The organism is Microbacterium sp. IO18 (genome assembly GCF_049099505.1).
In the GTDB taxonomy this organism is placed as follows: domain Bacteria; phylum Actinomycetota; class Actinomycetes; order Actinomycetales; family Microbacteriaceae; genus Microbacterium; species Microbacterium aurugineum.
In genome coordinates this window covers 1,065,388-1,081,045 of the sequence record NZ_JBMJAF010000001.1, presented here as the reverse complement: position 1 = coordinate 1,081,045, position 15,658 = coordinate 1,065,388, and the positions used below count along the sequence as shown (strand labels likewise).

At 64.6% G+C, this 15,658-nt stretch carries 19 protein-coding genes; 11 read left to right on the top strand and 8 right to left on the bottom strand.

Annotation, left to right across the window (positions count from 1 at the left end; all coding sequences use genetic code 11):
* The first annotated feature begins 53 nt into the window (after positions 1-53).
* From ACLF6J_RS05245 to ACLF6J_RS05235, 3 genes are read left to right on the top strand one after another with little or no spacing between them, the layout of a single operon-like run.
* Positions 54-1,427 (top strand): hypothetical protein, encoded by a 1,374-nt coding sequence (locus tag ACLF6J_RS05245; protein ID WP_134353306.1) that lies wholly within the window; start codon positions 54-56, stop codon positions 1,425-1,427.
* Positions 1,424-3,988, top strand: a complete 2,565-nt coding sequence (locus ACLF6J_RS05240) for a sensor histidine kinase (RefSeq protein WP_134353308.1) — start codon at positions 1,424-1,426, stop codon at positions 3,986-3,988. Before ACLF6J_RS05245 ends, ACLF6J_RS05240 begins: the two co-directional genes overlap by 4 nt.
* Complete coding sequence (locus tag ACLF6J_RS05235) at positions 3,981-5,852, top strand: hypothetical protein (protein WP_134353309.1); 1,872 nt, start codon at positions 3,981-3,983, stop codon at positions 5,850-5,852. Before ACLF6J_RS05240 ends, ACLF6J_RS05235 begins: the two co-directional genes overlap by 8 nt.
* 179 nt (positions 5,853-6,031) lie before the next feature.
* Here the strand turns inward: ACLF6J_RS05235 and ACLF6J_RS05230 are convergent, their stop codons facing one another.
* From ACLF6J_RS05230 to ACLF6J_RS05220, 3 genes are read right to left on the bottom strand one after another with little or no spacing between them, the layout of a single operon-like run.
* The gene (locus ACLF6J_RS05230) at positions 6,032-6,388 is read right to left on the bottom strand and encodes a YciI family protein (protein WP_134353311.1); all 357 of its coding nucleotides are present in this window, start codon (positions 6,386-6,388) and stop codon (positions 6,032-6,034) included.
* The gene (locus ACLF6J_RS05225) at positions 6,385-7,650 is read right to left on the bottom strand and encodes an RNA polymerase sigma factor (protein ID WP_134353313.1); all 1,266 of its coding nucleotides are present in this window, start codon (positions 7,648-7,650) and stop codon (positions 6,385-6,387) included. The genes ACLF6J_RS05230 and ACLF6J_RS05225 overlap by 4 nt, the downstream gene beginning before the upstream one ends.
* 40 nt (positions 7,651-7,690) lie before the next feature.
* Entirely contained in the window at positions 7,691-7,861 is a 171-nt protein-coding gene (locus ACLF6J_RS05220) for a hypothetical protein (protein WP_166804712.1), read from the bottom strand.
* Between the two features lie 367 nt (positions 7,862-8,228).
* Here ACLF6J_RS05220 and ACLF6J_RS05215 point away from each other — a divergent pair, with 367 nt between their 5' ends.
* The 6 genes from ACLF6J_RS05215 (at position 8,229) to ACLF6J_RS05190 (ending at position 12,187) form a co-directional block, all read left to right on the top strand.
* The gene (locus ACLF6J_RS05215; RefSeq protein ID WP_134353315.1) at positions 8,229-8,510 is read left to right on the top strand and encodes a type II toxin-antitoxin system RelE/ParE family toxin; all 282 of its coding nucleotides are present in this window, start codon (positions 8,229-8,231) and stop codon (positions 8,508-8,510) included.
* A complete protein-coding gene (locus ACLF6J_RS05210; protein WP_134353316.1) occupies positions 8,497-8,799 on the top strand; it encodes a HigA family addiction module antitoxin in 303 nt (100 codons plus the stop codon). Before ACLF6J_RS05215 ends, ACLF6J_RS05210 begins: the two co-directional genes overlap by 14 nt.
* 84 nt (positions 8,800-8,883) lie before the next feature.
* Positions 8,884-9,201 carry a hypothetical protein gene (locus ACLF6J_RS05205; RefSeq protein ID WP_134353318.1) on the top strand — a complete coding sequence of 106 codons (318 nt, stop codon included), beginning with the start codon at positions 8,884-8,886 and terminating at the stop codon, positions 9,199-9,201.
* Positions 9,202-9,213: 12 nt separating this feature from the next.
* Positions 9,214-10,875, top strand: coding sequence for an ABC-F family ATP-binding cassette domain-containing protein (locus tag ACLF6J_RS05200; protein ID WP_421076839.1), 1,662 nt, complete (start codon positions 9,214-9,216; stop codon positions 10,873-10,875).
* Between the two features lie 202 nt (positions 10,876-11,077).
* Positions 11,078-11,344: a DUF4190 domain-containing protein gene (locus ACLF6J_RS05195; protein ID WP_134353322.1), complete on the top strand. Its 267-nt coding sequence runs from the start codon at positions 11,078-11,080 to the stop codon at positions 11,342-11,344.
* Between the two features lie 267 nt (positions 11,345-11,611).
* A complete protein-coding gene (locus tag ACLF6J_RS05190; protein WP_131491875.1) occupies positions 11,612-12,187 on the top strand; it encodes an alpha/beta fold hydrolase in 576 nt (191 codons plus the stop codon).
* Positions 12,188-12,202: 15 nt separating this feature from the next.
* Here the strand turns inward: ACLF6J_RS05190 and ACLF6J_RS05185 are convergent, their stop codons facing one another.
* From ACLF6J_RS05185 to ACLF6J_RS05175, 3 genes are all read right to left on the bottom strand, one after another.
* Positions 12,203-12,547, bottom strand: coding sequence for a helix-turn-helix domain-containing protein (locus tag ACLF6J_RS05185; RefSeq protein WP_047523275.1), 345 nt, complete (start codon positions 12,545-12,547; stop codon positions 12,203-12,205).
* A 107-nt stretch (positions 12,548-12,654) separates the two neighbouring features.
* A complete protein-coding gene (locus ACLF6J_RS05180; protein WP_047523232.1) occupies positions 12,655-12,954 on the bottom strand; it encodes a Fe-S cluster assembly protein HesB in 300 nt (99 codons plus the stop codon).
* A gap of 107 nt (positions 12,955-13,061) precedes the next feature.
* Positions 13,062-13,571: a GNAT family N-acetyltransferase gene (locus ACLF6J_RS05175; protein WP_244093622.1), complete on the bottom strand. Its 510-nt coding sequence runs from the start codon at positions 13,569-13,571 to the stop codon at positions 13,062-13,064.
* A 90-nt stretch (positions 13,572-13,661) separates the two neighbouring features.
* Between ACLF6J_RS05175 and ACLF6J_RS05170 the strand changes: the two genes are divergently transcribed.
* A complete protein-coding gene (locus tag ACLF6J_RS05170) occupies positions 13,662-14,207 on the top strand; it encodes a Dps family protein (protein ID WP_134353324.1) in 546 nt (181 codons plus the stop codon).
* A gap of 20 nt (positions 14,208-14,227) precedes the next feature.
* Here the strand turns inward: ACLF6J_RS05170 and ACLF6J_RS05165 are convergent, their stop codons facing one another.
* Positions 14,228-14,743: a DUF6328 family protein gene (locus ACLF6J_RS05165; protein ID WP_134353326.1), complete on the bottom strand. Its 516-nt coding sequence runs from the start codon at positions 14,741-14,743 to the stop codon at positions 14,228-14,230.
* A gap of 69 nt (positions 14,744-14,812) precedes the next feature.
* Here ACLF6J_RS05165 and ACLF6J_RS05160 point away from each other — a divergent pair, with 69 nt between their 5' ends.
* Entirely contained in the window at positions 14,813-15,016 is a 204-nt protein-coding gene (locus tag ACLF6J_RS05160; protein ID WP_134353327.1) for a hypothetical protein, read from the top strand.
* A 16-nt stretch (positions 15,017-15,032) separates the two neighbouring features.
* Here ACLF6J_RS05160 and ACLF6J_RS05155 read toward each other — a convergent pair whose 3' ends face one another.
* Positions 15,033-15,626, bottom strand: coding sequence for a 1-acyl-sn-glycerol-3-phosphate acyltransferase (locus tag ACLF6J_RS05155; RefSeq protein ID WP_134353329.1), 594 nt, complete (start codon positions 15,624-15,626; stop codon positions 15,033-15,035).
* Between the last annotated feature and the right edge of the window lie 32 nt (positions 15,627-15,658).

Here is a 15,658-nt window from a genome sequence, read left to right as displayed (position 1 = left end):
AATGGGGGAGGCCCTGGCTAGGATGGACGGAACATGCGTGGGAAGGAACACCGGTGGGAACAGCCCGATCTCATGCGCCGGCTGGCATCGACCTGCGCGACCGACTGGAGCGGCGTACGATTGCAGACCCTGCGTTCTGGGACTTCGCGGACTCCGGTGCGCGATCAGGTGGCCACGCCTATTTCCAGTATCCGGCGATGATGGTTCCGGAACTGCAGGGCGCACTCCTCGACGACGCCGTCGCCGCGGCTCCTGGGATCCGGCGAGTTTACGACCCGTTCGTCGGCTCCGGCACTGTGCTGCTGGAGTCGGTGTATCGCGGACTGTCGTTCCACGGAACGGACATCAACCCCATGGCTATCCTGCTCTGCCAGGTGAAAGCGGACCCACCTGAGGCAGTGGAGGCCTGGCGCGCCACCCGGGCCGTGCTCGCCCTGGCAACAGAGCTCATTCCGGGCGAGATTGAGTTCTTCGGCCGCGACAAATGGTTCCTCCCAGCCGTGTTGCGAGATCTGTTGCGGCTCCGGGATGCGATCCGCAAGCAGAAACCGCGACGCACGCGGCGGTTCCTGTGGGTCTGTCTTGCAGAGACGATCCGTCTGGTATCCAATTCTCGAACCTCCACGGTAAAGCTGCATATCTACGCGCCCGATGTACTTGCCTCTCGACGTCCCGACGCGCTGCGCACCTTTCGGGAGGTCGTGGTAGCGAACTGCGGACACGTCGAAAAGCATTGGGAAAGGTTCGGGACACGCCCGACGGAGGACGGCGAGCCGGACCGGGCGGCGGCGGTCACTTTGCTTCAAGGGAGCGTCGACAGCCGATGGACTGCTCCAAAACTCGCGGACGTCCTCATGACATCGCCGCCGTACGGGGACAACACCACCACGATCCCCTACGGACAACACAGTTATCTGCCACTACAGTTCATCGATCCCGACGACATCCCGGGCGGATTCGACCAATCGCTCATCGAGACTACGCACGCGATCGATTTCCGCAGCCTGGGCGGAAGCCTTCGTGAGGCGGAGAAGGCGCGTGCCGACCTGGGTGCGAAGTCCCCAGCACTCGCAAACTATCTGAAGCATCTTGTAAGCAGGCCCGATCTGGAGAAGAAGGTCCTCGCATTCGTCCGTGACTACGACCGTGGGTTTGGATCGGCTCTGACGAATCTCGCACCTGGCGGCTTTGCTTTCCTGACTCTGGGGGAGCGTCGAGTCGGCGGACATATCTTTCCGCTGGTGCAGGTTACCCAGGAACTGTTGGAAGCCCGTGGCCAGTGCCACATCGCCACCATCGAGCGACGGCTCAGCCGTAAGCGAATGGCGGTCCGGAACAGCATTGGCACAACCATGGCGACGGAGTCCATTCTGGTCATGCAGAGCCCGGCTCCCGAGGTCGACGCACGGGAAGCACGTACGGCATGAGTCAGGTACAGCACAACGTGATGCACTTCAGCGTGCATCCTTCCGTGCTGTTCAAACTCGGCGAGGACCTCATCAAGGACGACGCTCAGGCACTGGCCGAGTTGATCAAGAACTCCTATGACGCGGATGCCCGTACCGTGCGGGTCGATATTGACACGAAGGGATGGTACGACCGCGACACCGGGGCACCCCTCGACCATCGGGGAGACAGCCCGCCGGCGAATTCTTCTGCTGTACGCGGGCGGATCTCCATCGACGACGACGGCACGGGCATGACCACCGCTGCCATCGAGCGCGGCTGGCTCACAGTTTCCTTCAGCGAGAAGCGTGAGCAGAAGGCGAAGGGGGAGACGACGCGTCTGAACCGGACGCCGCTCGGCGACAAAGGGCTCGGTCGGCTCGGCGCGCAGCGACTAGGTTCCGTTCTAACTCTCTCGACAACTCCTGTCGAGGAGACCGATGACGAACAACGGTTTTATGGCACCTCGGCGTCGGGCCTGATAATCGACTGGGGGCGGTTCATGACCGCGGCCACCTTGGAGAAGGTCAACCTCGAGGTGACAACTGTCGTCGGGGAGCGTCGATCCGCGGGGTCCGTGGTCTCGATCTTGGGGCTGTCCCATGCGACGTTTTGGACCGAACGCGGGCAGGAAGCCCTCCAGCGCGAACTAACCAGCATCCTCTCCCCATACGACAGTGCGAATGGTGTTCGCATCTTCGTCTCTATTGATGGGGGTCAACTCGATCTGCGCCAGAGGGCTCGCGCTGTTCTCGATGCGGCCCCGTTCCGCCTGCGTTTTTCATACGCAGCGGGTTCGTTGAACATTGAGACGGACACGGCGGTCAGCGTGCTAGTCGGGCGTACGACCGAGGACAAACTCGCCTATCGCCGTTTAGCCGAAACCGATCGGGGGGCCGCCTTCGCATCCTGGCTGTTGGAAACGAAGTCTAAGAGAGCGACCGAGACCGGCGCCGAGTTCGGCGACGATCAGTACTTCATACGGACCAGGATGACGTTGTCTCTAGAGGAGCTCGCCCCGGACCAGGTGCGGGTTGCTGATCCTGGCCGTTTCTCAGGTGAAATCAGTGTCGTCAACTTCGAGTCGGCCGATGAGTCATTGTTCAGCGGCAAGGCAGAACTGAGGGCATTCGCCAGGCACCTGCTCGGAATCAGGGTCTTCCGCGACGGGTTTGGTATCCGGCTCGATGACGATTGGCTCGGTCTCTCGAAACAGCAAACCAGCGCCAGTTCGTTCTATGGGATCCGTCCGGGGAACGCAGCCGGTTACGTCAACCTGTCGGCGAAGGAGAATCAGGCTCTGGAAGAGACATCCAGCCGGGAGGCCTTCCGCGACACAGCGGCATGGCGGGGCTTCTATGCACTCATGCTGGGCGTCACCGACTACGCGCGTCGCACGCAGGAGTTTATCCGCCGCGGGTGGAACGAGTACAAGTTGGGTTTCGATCTGTCTCCTGAACTCGATGATCTAATGACGCCGCGTGAGATCGCCGAGCACATCGAGCACCGGATGGAACTGGTTACGTCGACTGCTTCGCGCGTTGACCGGGTTGCGTCGGCTGTACCCGCGATTGAGCAGGCGATCAGGGGAATCTCTGAGGTCAGCGCGGCGAACGAGGCTGCAGTATGGCGGGATGACAAAATCACGCGCCTTCTCGATCAGGTGACGGAGCAGCTGACCGCGGTGCAGGCTGATCTCGCCGAAGCGCTGACCGAGCTGAACGAGATTTCCCGCGAGCAGCAGGAACTTCGCGCCGCGGCCCGGTTACTTAGCTCCAAGATCGTGGTTGCGGAGGAACGGATATCTCTTGCTTGGGAGTCGGTCGCCTTGGGCCTAAGCGCCGAGTTGCTGGCGCACGACGTGGACGCGATCGGCGACCGTCTGCGCGGCCGAAGCGTCCAAATTCTGAACTACCAGAAGTCACTCGACAAGCCGGATACGCGGGTGCTTGCCTACGCTGAGCATGTCAGATCTTCGGCCGGTGAACTGATCCGTCAGGTCTCCCGCCTTGACCCGTCCCTCAGGTATCGCCGCGATCAAAAGAGCAGAAGCTGGGTTGCTGACCTCGTGAGCGAGGCCGCAGCGTTCTTCAATGATCGGTGGGCGAACGATGGCGTCCGGTTCGAAGTCGCTGTGGTCGAGGACTTCGAGGTGCAGATAAGCACCGGAAAATTCAGCCAGGTGATGGATAATCTGGCGATCAACGCCCACTATTGGGTGTCGCGTCACCTGCGGGCGGGGCACATCTCGGATGGGCTGATCACCTGTGTGATCTCGGCACCGATCATCCGCTTTACAGACAACGGCCCAGGCGTCTCCTCGAGAGTTGACGACTCGCTCTTCGATGCATTCGTCACCACAAAGCCTCAGGGCGAGGGGCGCGGGCTCGGTCTCTACGTCGTATCCCAACTTCTGGACTCGGAGGGGGCGACGATTCGCCTGAACTCCCACCGTAACGCCGAGAATCGGTACGACACGTTCGAGATCGATCTGGCATCGATCTCCACCGGGGCTCGCAGGAGGGGTGAAGCCAATGACTGAGGAGACGGGCACACAGGTAATCGACGCTCCCGAGACGGAGACCCAGGAGATCAGCGCCGCGCTGGATGACGCACAAGCCAAGATCGCGCCGCTACTTGAGGAACTCGGGATCGAGTTGGTGATCAACCTCGATGACACCTGGAGTCTGGCCGCAGAGGATCACGAGGCAGTCGCCACAGCAGTGATCACAAGTGAAGACTTCGCAAGAGAAGCAGTCCGCCAGCTCGAGGAGATCGATAGCGCGAACGTCGAAGGAGTTGACCAGTCCAACCCATCGTCCATCAACGACCGTCTTGAGGAGATCTGGCCCTCCCTTGAACCCGACGCACGCACGTCACTCAGTCAAGGTGCCAAAGCGGCGCTCGCAGACGCGGCGGCCGACCTAGGCGAGGAGGAGCGCAACGACGAGATCGCGGCACAGGCCCGGCTCCAGCGCCTTTTCAGTGCGAAGGTCGAGTTCCGGGGCCTGGGGATGAACGACTGGGCCACGATCCGAGACGAGATCCTGGCGGCAGATCGCCCGGTCCTGCTATTGGTAGACAAAGACTTCTCCAAAGAGGAAGGGGGCGGGGAAACCACCGGTTCAACCCTCCTCAAGCAGATCGTTGATGCGAAGAACCCGGCGATCTTCGCTGCACTGCTCACGCACACCGCGCGAGACGAAGATGGTGAGTTGGCAGTGCGGCAGACACTCGAGCGCACCGAGCAAGTGGAACCGGGCCGCATCCTCGTCATCGGGAAGTACCGCCTCAAAGATCATGCAACGATGACTGCAGCCATCAGGGATCTCTTGGTGCTTCCAGTGGGCGAGAAGCTCCGCGCCCTTGCACGCAAGGCCCTCGAGGTCGCGAGCGAGCGTGCTCGGGAGCGTTTGGAGGAGATCCAGCCATATACCCTCATCGGTGCCGTCGCGTCCGCTCAGAAGGAGGGGTCGTTCGAACTAGACCAACCACTTCGGCTGGTGGCCAGAGCTCAACGAGAAGCAACCCTGGAAATCATGCGCGACATCAGTTTCGCAGAGGACCTCGAAGTTCTGCGGAGCAGCAAAAGAGTTCGCACATACCTCCTCTCCGCGCAGGCCGGCCCCCAGTTGACTCGGGTACTGCACGAGTCAGTGTTCGAGCAGGGGGCGATAGTTAACGCGCTAGGCCTTCCGATCGAGATCGGCGACATTTTCAGGGCTGAATCGCTGTTCCCGCCAGCCCGTGGGCAGCAGGCGCCCAAGCCCCGGCATTATGTACTCCTTGCGCAGGTTTGTGACATTTCGATGCGTCACCGTGGGGCGCGCGAACCTGAGGTCCCGACCTTCGTCCTGCACGAGTTCCGCGCGGTCGCTGAGCGGCCGGCGCAGCGTCTCCATTCGCGTTTCCACGGTGTCGGCCATTTCGACCCGACATCGGACGAAATCTGGGGTGTGAACTTCGGTGGGAGGATTGCAGTGCCTTCGATCGCTGTGGACGCTACGGTGTTCAACGAAGATGGGTCTTCATTGATCGTCCTCGGGCACGCCGAGGCTCGGCAGATGGCTTCCAGTTGGATGGAGCGGGAACACGAGATCCAGAAGCGCGCCCGGCAGATGATCACCGAGCACGAGGAGTCTCTCAAGTTGCTGGAGAACACCGCGAATGCCGAGACGATATTGTCACGGCTCGCTGCAGCGACAGCTGGTGGCACCGTCTCGCCGAAGTCTGGTGTCACAGCCAAGATTGATGTCGAGAAGAAGCAAATCGAGTACGGTCTGAAACGGGTCGGTCGGTTGTCGTCCAGGGTTGCGGCCTCGGTCGCTGCGCTAGCGATCTCTTATGACGGACGCCCCGGGTTCGAGATGGCGGCTGCCATCGCGAAGCTAGACGACGAGCGGTGAAGGCCTGAACCACGGAAGGCGGACACCGTCAGAACAGCGGGCGCGAAATCTTGATATCGCGAAAGCTTCTCTGGATAAATCCCTGATGTACCGAGAAATCATACGCAAGGCATCATGCACGTAACCGTGGCGATATGGTGGAGTTCCGTTTCAACAACTAGCGTCATTCTTGTTGACGATCACTCCTGATCCCACGGCAGTCTCACCTGCGGCAGGATGTAGATGCGGCCGAGGGTCGCGACCGGATGCCTCGTCATGTACTCGGCGGCTTCGTCGATCGAATCGGCGGTGATGAGGTCGTAGCCGGCGAACCACTCCTTGAACTCGGGGAACGGGCCGTCGGTGATCAGGGCGCGGCCGTCACGGACGACGACGGACTTCGCCTGCTCGGGACCCGCGACCGGTGCCCCCTCTCCCAGACGTCCCGCCGCTTCGCCCTCGGCAGCCCAGCGTTCGAGCATCGCCTGGTCCTCGGATTGGGTCAGATCGGTGCCGCTGGGGTCGGACATGTGGATGACGAGGTACTTGCTGCTCATGAGGGTTCTCCATTCGATGGTGCGAGCTGATTCCGTCGGCGGATGAGGTGAGTGGTCTCGGCGGTGTTCCTGGCCAGACCGATTGCGCGGTCATAGGCCGCTCGGGCGTCGGCGGAGCGGCCGGTCGCGCGCAGCAGTTCCGCACGGGTGACGTGGAAGGCGTGGTGGCCGTCGAGCGTGTCGGTGAGTCGGTCGATGATCGCGAGAGCGAGGTCGGGTGAGTCGTGTTCGGAGATCGCGATGGCCTTGTTGAGGGTGACGAGTGGACTCGGGTCGATCTCCTCGAGCCGGGAGTAGAGGCTCGCGATGCGCGCCCAGTCGGTGTCACGCGGATGCGGGGCAGTGACGTGGGCGGCATTGATCTCCGCGAGTAGCCGGTATCTGCCGGAGGGCTCATCAGCCTCCCGCGATCCGAGCAATTGCAGACCCTCAGCGATCAACTCTCGATCCCAGGACCCCCGATCCTGCTCATCGAGCCGCACCAGCTCACCGTCGACCGAGACGCGGGCCTGAGAGCGGGCGTCGGTGAGCAGCATCAACGCGAGCAGACCGACCACCTCGGCATCGTCAGGACGGAGTCCCTGTGCGAGCCGGGTGAGTCGGATCCCCTCGGCGGTCAGCTCGCGCCGGATCGCGGGCGTGTCGGGGCCGGAAGCGAGGTATCCCTCGTTGAAGACGAGATACAGCACAACGAGGACGGCATCGATGCGCTCGGGGAGGTCCTCCGCCGTGGGGATCGCGAAGGGGACGCCGGCCGCCTTGAGCTTCGCTTTAGCCCGGCTGATCCGCTGACCCATGGTCGTGTCCTGCACGAGGAACGCGTGGGCGATCTCGGCGACGGTGAGCCCGCCGACGATCCTCAAGGTCAGCGCGACGCGCGCGTCGAGCGAGAGCGCCGGGTGGCAGCAGATGAACAGCAGCCGAAGCCGATCATCCTCGATGGCACCGGCCGGGGCGGCGGGTTCCGGATCGTGCAGCAGCAGCGCCTCCCGGTGCTTCTCGTCTCGACGCGCCTCACGCCGCAGCCGGTCGATCGCCCTGCGATTCGCTGTCGTGGTCACCCACCCGGCAGGGTTCGGCGGTATGCCGTGTGCTGGCCAATGCTCGACAGCGGTCGCGAACGCCTCCGCGGTCATCTCCTCGGCCAGGTCGAGGTCTCCGAACCGCCGCGTGAGTCCCGCGACGATCCGCGCCCACTCCTCCCGATGCGTGCGCGTGATCACCGTCGCGACATCCCGAGTGTCGTCCCGGGGTTCCGGCATCGTCATCATCTCCTCGCTACATATACTCCGAGCGGGCCGTTCAGCTTGCGACAGTCTTCCGGAAAAGCCGCCGGATCGGTGTGCGGTCGGAAGACTTTCGCCGCGGGCCCTCGGCCTTGGCGGCCGCGCTGCGTTCAGCGGCAACGCGACGTCGCTCCGCCTCGACGATGGCCCGCCGGGTCTCGGCCTGGTGATAGATGATCGTCAACATCGGATCCATATACATGGAGGAGGCCCTTCCTGATCGGGCCGGAATCGTTGCATCCGGCTATCAGGACCACGAACGGGCGCGGCTCATTTCGACACCGGCGTGACAGTGACAGGTTCTGTTGGCCTGATCGCGGTGGTATGCCACCGTTTCGCTTCCATGTGACAGATCACATGAATCATCGCGGAGAGGCCTGATCGCTTTCAGGACATGTCCGGATGGGGTGCGGCACAGCTTTGTGCCGACTTCATTTCGTGCTCGCCGGTGTGCCGCGAATCCTGCGAGCCTATGAGGCTGCTTGGTTATGGCACGTCGCGGGGTCCCGGTATAACGTCTAGCATTATTAACGGGGTCCGTTATATTCTTGGGTGTGATCAGATCGTTCGGGAGTAAGGCGACCGAACGTCTGTGGCGTCGTGAGCGCGTACCGTCGGTCGATCCTCGGATCGTCTCGGTGGCGTTGCGCAAGCTTCGCCAAGTGGGGGCTGCAGAATCGATTGACGATCTTCGTCTCCCGCCAGGAAACCGGCTGGAAGCTCTGAAGGGTGATCGAGCCGGCCAATACAGCATCAGAGTCAATGACCAGTGGCGGATCTGCTTCGTGTGGACCGACGCTGGCCCAGAGGAGGTGGAGATCGTTGACTACCATTGACAAGATTCCCCCGATTCACCCGGGTGAGGTCCTCATGGAGGACTTCATCAAGGGTTTCGAGATCACGCAGAACAAGCTCGCTGTCGCCATCGGTGTGCCGCCGCGTCGGATCAATGAGATCGTGCACGGCAAGCGGGGGATCTCGGCTGATACCGCCCTGCGGCTTGCACGATACTTCGGTGTCTCGGCACAGTTCTGGCTCAATCTTCAGACGCGGTACGAACTGGATCTGGCTGAGGATCGTGCCGCCGAGCAGATCGCGGCGATCACACCACTTCAGGCTGCGTAACGACTGACTCCCACGGATCGGAGGACCTTTGGTGATCGATGAGACCCGGCCGACAGCGGGGTTCGGCAAAGCCGGGAGGCCGTGATGGAGGTCGAGACACCGGATTCGTATCCCGCCGCACTCGGGAGACGACGCACATTGGTCATCCGCGTCTGCCTGGTCATCGTCATCGTGTGGGTGACCGTCTGGGGCCTCATCATGTGCGCGGGTATCGTCCCGCTGGCGGTGATCGCCGGAGCCATCCGTGGTCTGCCGATCGGCTGGCAGCTCATCGACATCTCCTTCGGGGTCGTGGCTGCCGTGCCTCTCACGATCGCACTCGTGCTGACGCGACGACTCGAGAGATCGAATGTCGTCACCGCTGTCGGAGGAACCCCGTCCGTGCACCATCCGCACGGGTGACAGGATTGACGGATGACCGCAACACTCGTGGCCCAAGGGCTGGCCGGCGGGTACGGCCACCGCACCCTGTTCGACTCCCTCGACCTGACCGTCACCGCGGGTGATGTCGTGGGCCTCGTCGGGGCCAACGGCGCAGGGAAGTCGACCCTCCTGAAGCTGCTGGCCGGTGTGGAAGAGCCGCAGGCCGGGACCATTCGGCTCTCGCCGGCGGATGCCTTCGTCGGATGGCTCCCGCAGGAACACGAGCGCGTCGCGGGTGAGAGCGTGGTCGACTACATCGGACGCCGGACTGGGTGTGCGGCGGCGACCAGAGACATGGATGCTGCCGCAGCGGCCCTCGGGGATCCGTCTCTCGCTGCGCCTGGCACAGACCCCGCCGACACCTACTCGGCCGCGCTGGATCGTTGGCTGGCCAGCGGGGCGGCAGACCTCGAAGAGCGGCTTCCGGCAGTGCTCGCCGACCTCGGCCTCGATCTGGGCGAGGATCCGGCCCACACGCTGATGACATCGCTGTCGGGCGGACAAGCGGCGCGCGTCGGTCTGGCCGCACTGCTGCTGTCGCGCTTCGACATCGCGCTGCTGGACGAGCCGACGAACGATCTCGACCTCGACGGCATCGAGCGGCTGGAAGCGTTCGTGCGCGGCCTCCGCGGGGGTGTCGTCGTGGTCAGCCACGATCGCGAGTTCCTCGCCCGATGTGTCACCCGCGTCCTGGAGCTCGACCTCGCGCAGGGGAGCAACCGCGTGTTCGGCGGCGGCTACGACTCGTACTTGGAGGAGCGGGCGACGATCCGTCGACAGCAGCGTGAGAAGTACGACGAGTTCGCGGACAAGAAGGCCGACCTCGTCGCTCGTGCCCGCACCCAGCGTGAGTGGTCGAGCCAGGGCGTGCGCAACGCGATGAAGAAGGCGCCCGACAACGACAAGATCAAACGCAAGGCCTCGGCGGAGTCGAGTGAGAAGCAGGCGCAGAAGGTGCGTCAGATGGAGAGCAGGATCGCTCGGCTCGAAGAGGTCGAGGAGCCGCGCAAGGAGTGGCAGCTCGAGTTCACGATCGGTGCGGCGCCGCGTTCCAGCTCGGTGGTATCCACGCTGAGTTCCGCCGTCTTCCGACAGGGATCCTTCCAGCTCGGCCCGGTGTCGCTCCAGGTGAACGCGGGGGAGCGGATCGGCATCACCGGCCCGAACGGCGCCGGGAAGTCGACGCTGCTGCGCGGGCTGCTCGGGCGGCAACTCCCCGATGAGGGAACGGCGAGCCTCGGTGCGAGCGTGCAGATCGGCGAGATCGACCAGGCCCGTGCGCAGCTCGTCGGCACGCAGCCGCTCGCCGGCGCCTTCGAGGAACTCGTGCCGGAGATGGCGTCCGGGGAGGTGCGCACGCTCCTCGCGAAGTTCGGTCTCAAAGCCGATCACGTGATGCGCGCCGTCGATGAGCTCTCGCCCGGGGAGCGCACCCGCGCAGGACTGGCGCTGCTGCAGGCGCGGGGCATCAACCTGCTCGTGCTCGACGAGCCGACGAACCACCTCGACCTGCCCGCGATCGAGCAGCTCGAACAGGCGCTCGAGTCCTACGAGGGCACTCTGCTGCTCGTCACCCATGACCGTCGGATGCTCGCGACCGTGAAGACCGACCGGCACTGGCGGGTGGAGGCCGGGCAGGTCGTCGAGGTATGACGAGCGTCGACATCGACACGGTTTCCCCGATGTTCGCGGGCGGGCCTGGTAGGCGTCCACTTGGCTCGGTTGAGCGATCCGTGTTGCGGAAGCACCAAGGGGCGGGCCAGAATGTCGCTCAGGATGCCCGACAGTGACGTCGTGGAGCTCCTCGCCCTGAGCCGCAAGCGCTCTGGGTGACCTCTACGACCAGAAGGCCACGATGACCTCGCCCACCACTGCGCCGCGCACGAATATGCTCGCCCTGATCGGCTTCATCGCCGCATTCGTCATGCCTGTCGCTGGCGTCATCCTCGGAGTGTTCGCTCTGCGGCAGCTACGGACACCTGGCAACACCGAGTCGGGAGCTGGACTCGCACGGTGGGCGCTCGTGATCGGGGCGATCGGCACGGTGTTCCTCGTGCTGTTCTTCATCCTGTGGGCCACGCTGTTCTTCTCCGCTTTGAGCGGCCAGCCCATCGGGCGCTGATCCGGGGACCCCATGCGGTCGAAGAAGGCTCGTGCGTCGCTGCCGGGGGACTGGTCCTCTCTGTAGATGCCGCAGCGCTCCGGGGTGGAGGCGCCCGACGCCTCCGAGTCATCGCTCGGTGACACGGCAGCCGGAACATCGTCTCCCTGATCGCCGAGTCGGGATACGCTGGAGGACGGCGGCTCCGGCCGCGGTCCGGTCGCTGGCGTCCGCCGTGGACGTCCCGCCTGAGTTCCTGACACCGACGGCACGAGGAGATTCACGCCGATGACCGACACCCAGATCTTCGAACCCGACGGTCGCGCGATCCCGTTCGTCGATGAAGGCGACGGTCCTGTCAAGCTCGTCCTGATCCAGGAGCGCGATCTGGCGGCCGACGTCCTCGGTGTCGTGGCACACTACCTCGCCGAGGAAGCGGGGTTCCACGTGCTGCGCATCGGCCATCGAGCCGAGGCCAAGCGCGAAGAGGTCTCCCTCGACGATCGGGTCGAGGACGCCCTCGCCGTGATCGACCACGTCGGGTTGGGTGATACCTGGATCGGCGGGCACGGCTTCGGCGGCACGGTCGCACGGGCCTTCGCCTTGGCGCACGCCGACCGGGTAAACGGTCTCGCACTGCTCGGTGTCGAAGAGAACGACCTGCCTCTCGCGCCGGTGATGCCCGTGCTGATCATCCAGGGCACCAAGGACCTCGCCAATCGGTTCGCCAACGGAGAGCAGCTGCAGTCCACGGCACCCGAGCGCGCGAGCGTCAAGAGCATCGACGGCGCTGATCACCTGTTCCCGATGACACACCCGATCGAGACCGCGGTCGTCATCGAGGAGTATCTCGACTGGGATTGAGCCCCTGACGGGCGCTCAGCGCCCCTGACGCTTCTTGTACGGCTTCGGCTGCCCCTTCACAGCGGGCGCCCGGCCCTTGCCCTTCGAGGCTTTGGCCTTGCCTCCGGCCGGGGCAGGGGCGTTGCGCACCGGCTCCGGTGCGGCGGCCACCTCGGCCCGCGCCTCCACCAGCAGAAGCTCGCCGACGGGCGTCAAACGCGTGGGCCCGTCGCGATGGACGATCGGGTGACCCACCTCGGCCTCGAGTTTGTCGATCGAAGTGTAGAGAGAAGCCAGCGGGATGCCGAGCTTCTCCGCCGCGCGCGGGAAGTGCAGTTCGTCCGCGAGGACGACGAAGCGGCGGAGCAGGGAAATCTTCACGATGGCCTTTCGACTGCGCACACGGGCGTGCGAGCTCGCTCCAGGTTACGCGGTGCAGACAGACGGATGCCGCGGCCGAGTCGGCCGCGGCATCTGGAATCCTTCGGTCAGGCGACCTGCGGTGTGACGGCGAACGACACGGAGCCTTCGTCGTCGACGCCGGCATCGAGGATCTTGTCGTCGAGGGCGGCGACAGCGGACTCGTCGAGGAACAGCCGGGTACCGGCGACCTCCACGACCTGGTCCTGCGGCTCCGGGTCGGTGGCGACGAGCACGGCGAGACGTGCACTGCCCTCCGGGCCCTGGGCCTCGGTCGAGTGGATGCGGAGCCCGGCGTCCGGGGCGTCCGTCTGACGGCTGACGAGAGTCGTCACGATTGCGGAGGCGTTGTCGGTGAGGGTGAGCACGAGACTCTCCTTCCGGTTGGGGCATGCCGCGGTCGCGACATGTCCTGGCTACGATGCCCGACGTCGGGAATGCTCTCAACCCCCTTGCGCGTCCTCGGAGGAGACTCTTACCCTGCTCGCAGGTTCTTGCGGAGGAACACCTGCGCGGTGCCGTCGCCGTCGGGAACGCGCTCGTGCTCCTCATACCCGCACGATCGGTAGAGGCGGATGTTCGCCTCGCTCAAGCTCCCCGTGAACAGCTCCGCGACGTCCGCTCCGGACGCCCTCTCGGCGCTCTCGAGCAGTAGTCTGCCGATTCCTTCGCCCTGAACGTCCGGTGCGATCGCGATCCTGCCGATCAGCAGCAGACCGTCTCTCTCGACGTAGCGGATGGCGCCGACGAGGCGCCCGCCGATGCGCGCGGTGAGTCCCGACTCGGAGCGCAGCTCTGCTTCCAACTCGGAGAGCGTCTGGGTCAGGGGTGGCATGTCGACACTGCCGTAGATGGCGGCTTCCGAGACGAAGGCAGCGCGTTGCACCGTCAGCACCTCGCCGGCGTCCTCATCGCTGATCGGGGAGATGACGATTCCCGATCGCGTCTTTTCCTGGTCTTCGTTCACGATGTCCGCGTCACTCACGCGTGTCAGATTCCGGGTTCCGCCCCCGCGGTGTCAACCCCCTCGCTCTCGGCTACGCGCCGGATTAGCGTCGGCCGCAGGAGGTACATCATGGCGAAAAGCACGACCACCAAGAAGGCCGGCGACTCGACGAAGCGCGCGGCGAAGACGACCAGGCAGCAGAACGCGGAGAAGGGCTTCACCGCCTCGAAGACCCTCGCGGACAACCTGCAGGCCGTGCTCGTCGATCTGCTCGATCTCGCGATCCAGGGAAAGCAGGCGCACTGGAACGTCGTGGGGCGCAACTTCCGCGACACGCACCGCCAGCTCGACGAGATCATCGACGATGCACGCACCTTCAGCGACACGATCGCGGAGCGCATGCGGGCCTTGCATGCCGTCCCCGACGGGCGCAGTGCGACCATCGCGAAGACGAGCTCGCTTCCCGAGTTCCCCGCCGGCGAGGTCTCGACCACCGAGACGATCGACCTCGTCACGGAGCGACTGGAGGCGGCGGTCGGAACAGCACGAGACGTGCATGACGCCGTCGACGAGGAGGACCCGACCTCTGCGGACCTCTTGCACGCCATCATCGAACGGCTCGAGCAGTTCGCATGGATGGTCAGCGCAGAGAACCGGAGCCCAGCAGGACGCTGACTGCGGGTGCCGCGGGGCCGTCACTCGGTGGCGGCTCCGCGGGCGTGGGCGCTGCCGCGCATGATCCGCGGAAGCGCCGCCCACAGCGCCGTCACGAGGACCAGCGCCGCGATGAGCGCGATGATGCCGGCGACGCGGTTGACCGTGAAGTCGATGATCAGCGTCGTCACGCCGATGGTCAGCGCGCCGATCACGACGAGGTCGATGCGGACGATCCGCGCCGCGATGCGCACCAGTTCGGGCTTGCGACGCCGACCGAACAGCGCCCGGTGCATCCCCACGGGCGCCAGGGCGAGAATCGTCGCCACCGCCGCAAGAGCGACGAGCACGACGTAGAGATCGCGCTGGAGCGCGTCCATGTCGGTGAAGCGTGGCTGGAAGGCGACCGCGAGGAGGAAGCCGGTGAGGATCTGGGTCCCCGTCTGCATGACGCGAAGCTCCTGAAGAAGCTCTTCCCAGTTGCGATCGGCCCGCTCGTTCGCGGTCTCGTGACGGCCGTCGAGACCGTTCCCTCCACCCGAAGGATCTGATGTCATGGTCTCAGTGTGGGTTCCCCGCTCGGCCGCTGTCCAGACGCTTGCATCCGTGGAACGAAAGAAGGCATGATGACGCTCCCTCCGATCCGCGACTGGTGGCCTGAACTCTCCGAAGACGGGCGACGGGCCGTGCTCGACGCCGATACCCCGCACCTCTACGAGGCGGTGCGCGAGGAGATCCGCGTGATCACCGGTGCTGTCGTCGGGATGGTGGAGTCCTTGAGTGACGAGGATCTCGAGTACGCACGCACACACCCCGCGGAGACGGGCTGATCGCAGGAACCCGCGCTTACGCGGCGTCGGGCTCCGTGGTCTCGGCGCCTTCCTCACGCAGTCGCGGTTCGGTGCGACGCTCGGGCCGCGCGCCGGCCTTGTCCGCGTAGAACGCTCGGATCCGATCCATGTCGGCCCCCACATCGCCGGTCAGATCGATGGTCGGACCGAGCCCGCTCGTCATGGTCGTGCGATCCACGAAGCCGAGCGTCACCGGCATACCTGTCTCGCGAGCGATCCGATAGAACCCCGACTTCCAGTACTCGTTGCCACCTCGGGTGCCGTCGGGTGTCACGACGAGCCCGAAGACGGTACCCGCGTGCACCTGGCCCACGACGTCGTTGACCACCCTCGCGGGGTCGGCACGGTCGACGGGGATTCCGCCGAGCCCACGCATGATCGGACCGCGCCATCCACGGAAGAGGCTCTTCTTGCCGAGCCAATGCACGTCGATGCCGAGTCGCCAGGCGATCGCCAGCATCAACACGAAGTCCCAGTTGGACGTATGCGGAGCGCCGACCAGAACGGTCGGCCGCGTCGGCGCTGCCTCGCTCACGAGCGTCCATCTGCTGAACGCCCAGAACATGCGGGCGAGGAGTCGTTTGGCCATCCCTCAACCGTACGGGAGAACCGCGGTCGATC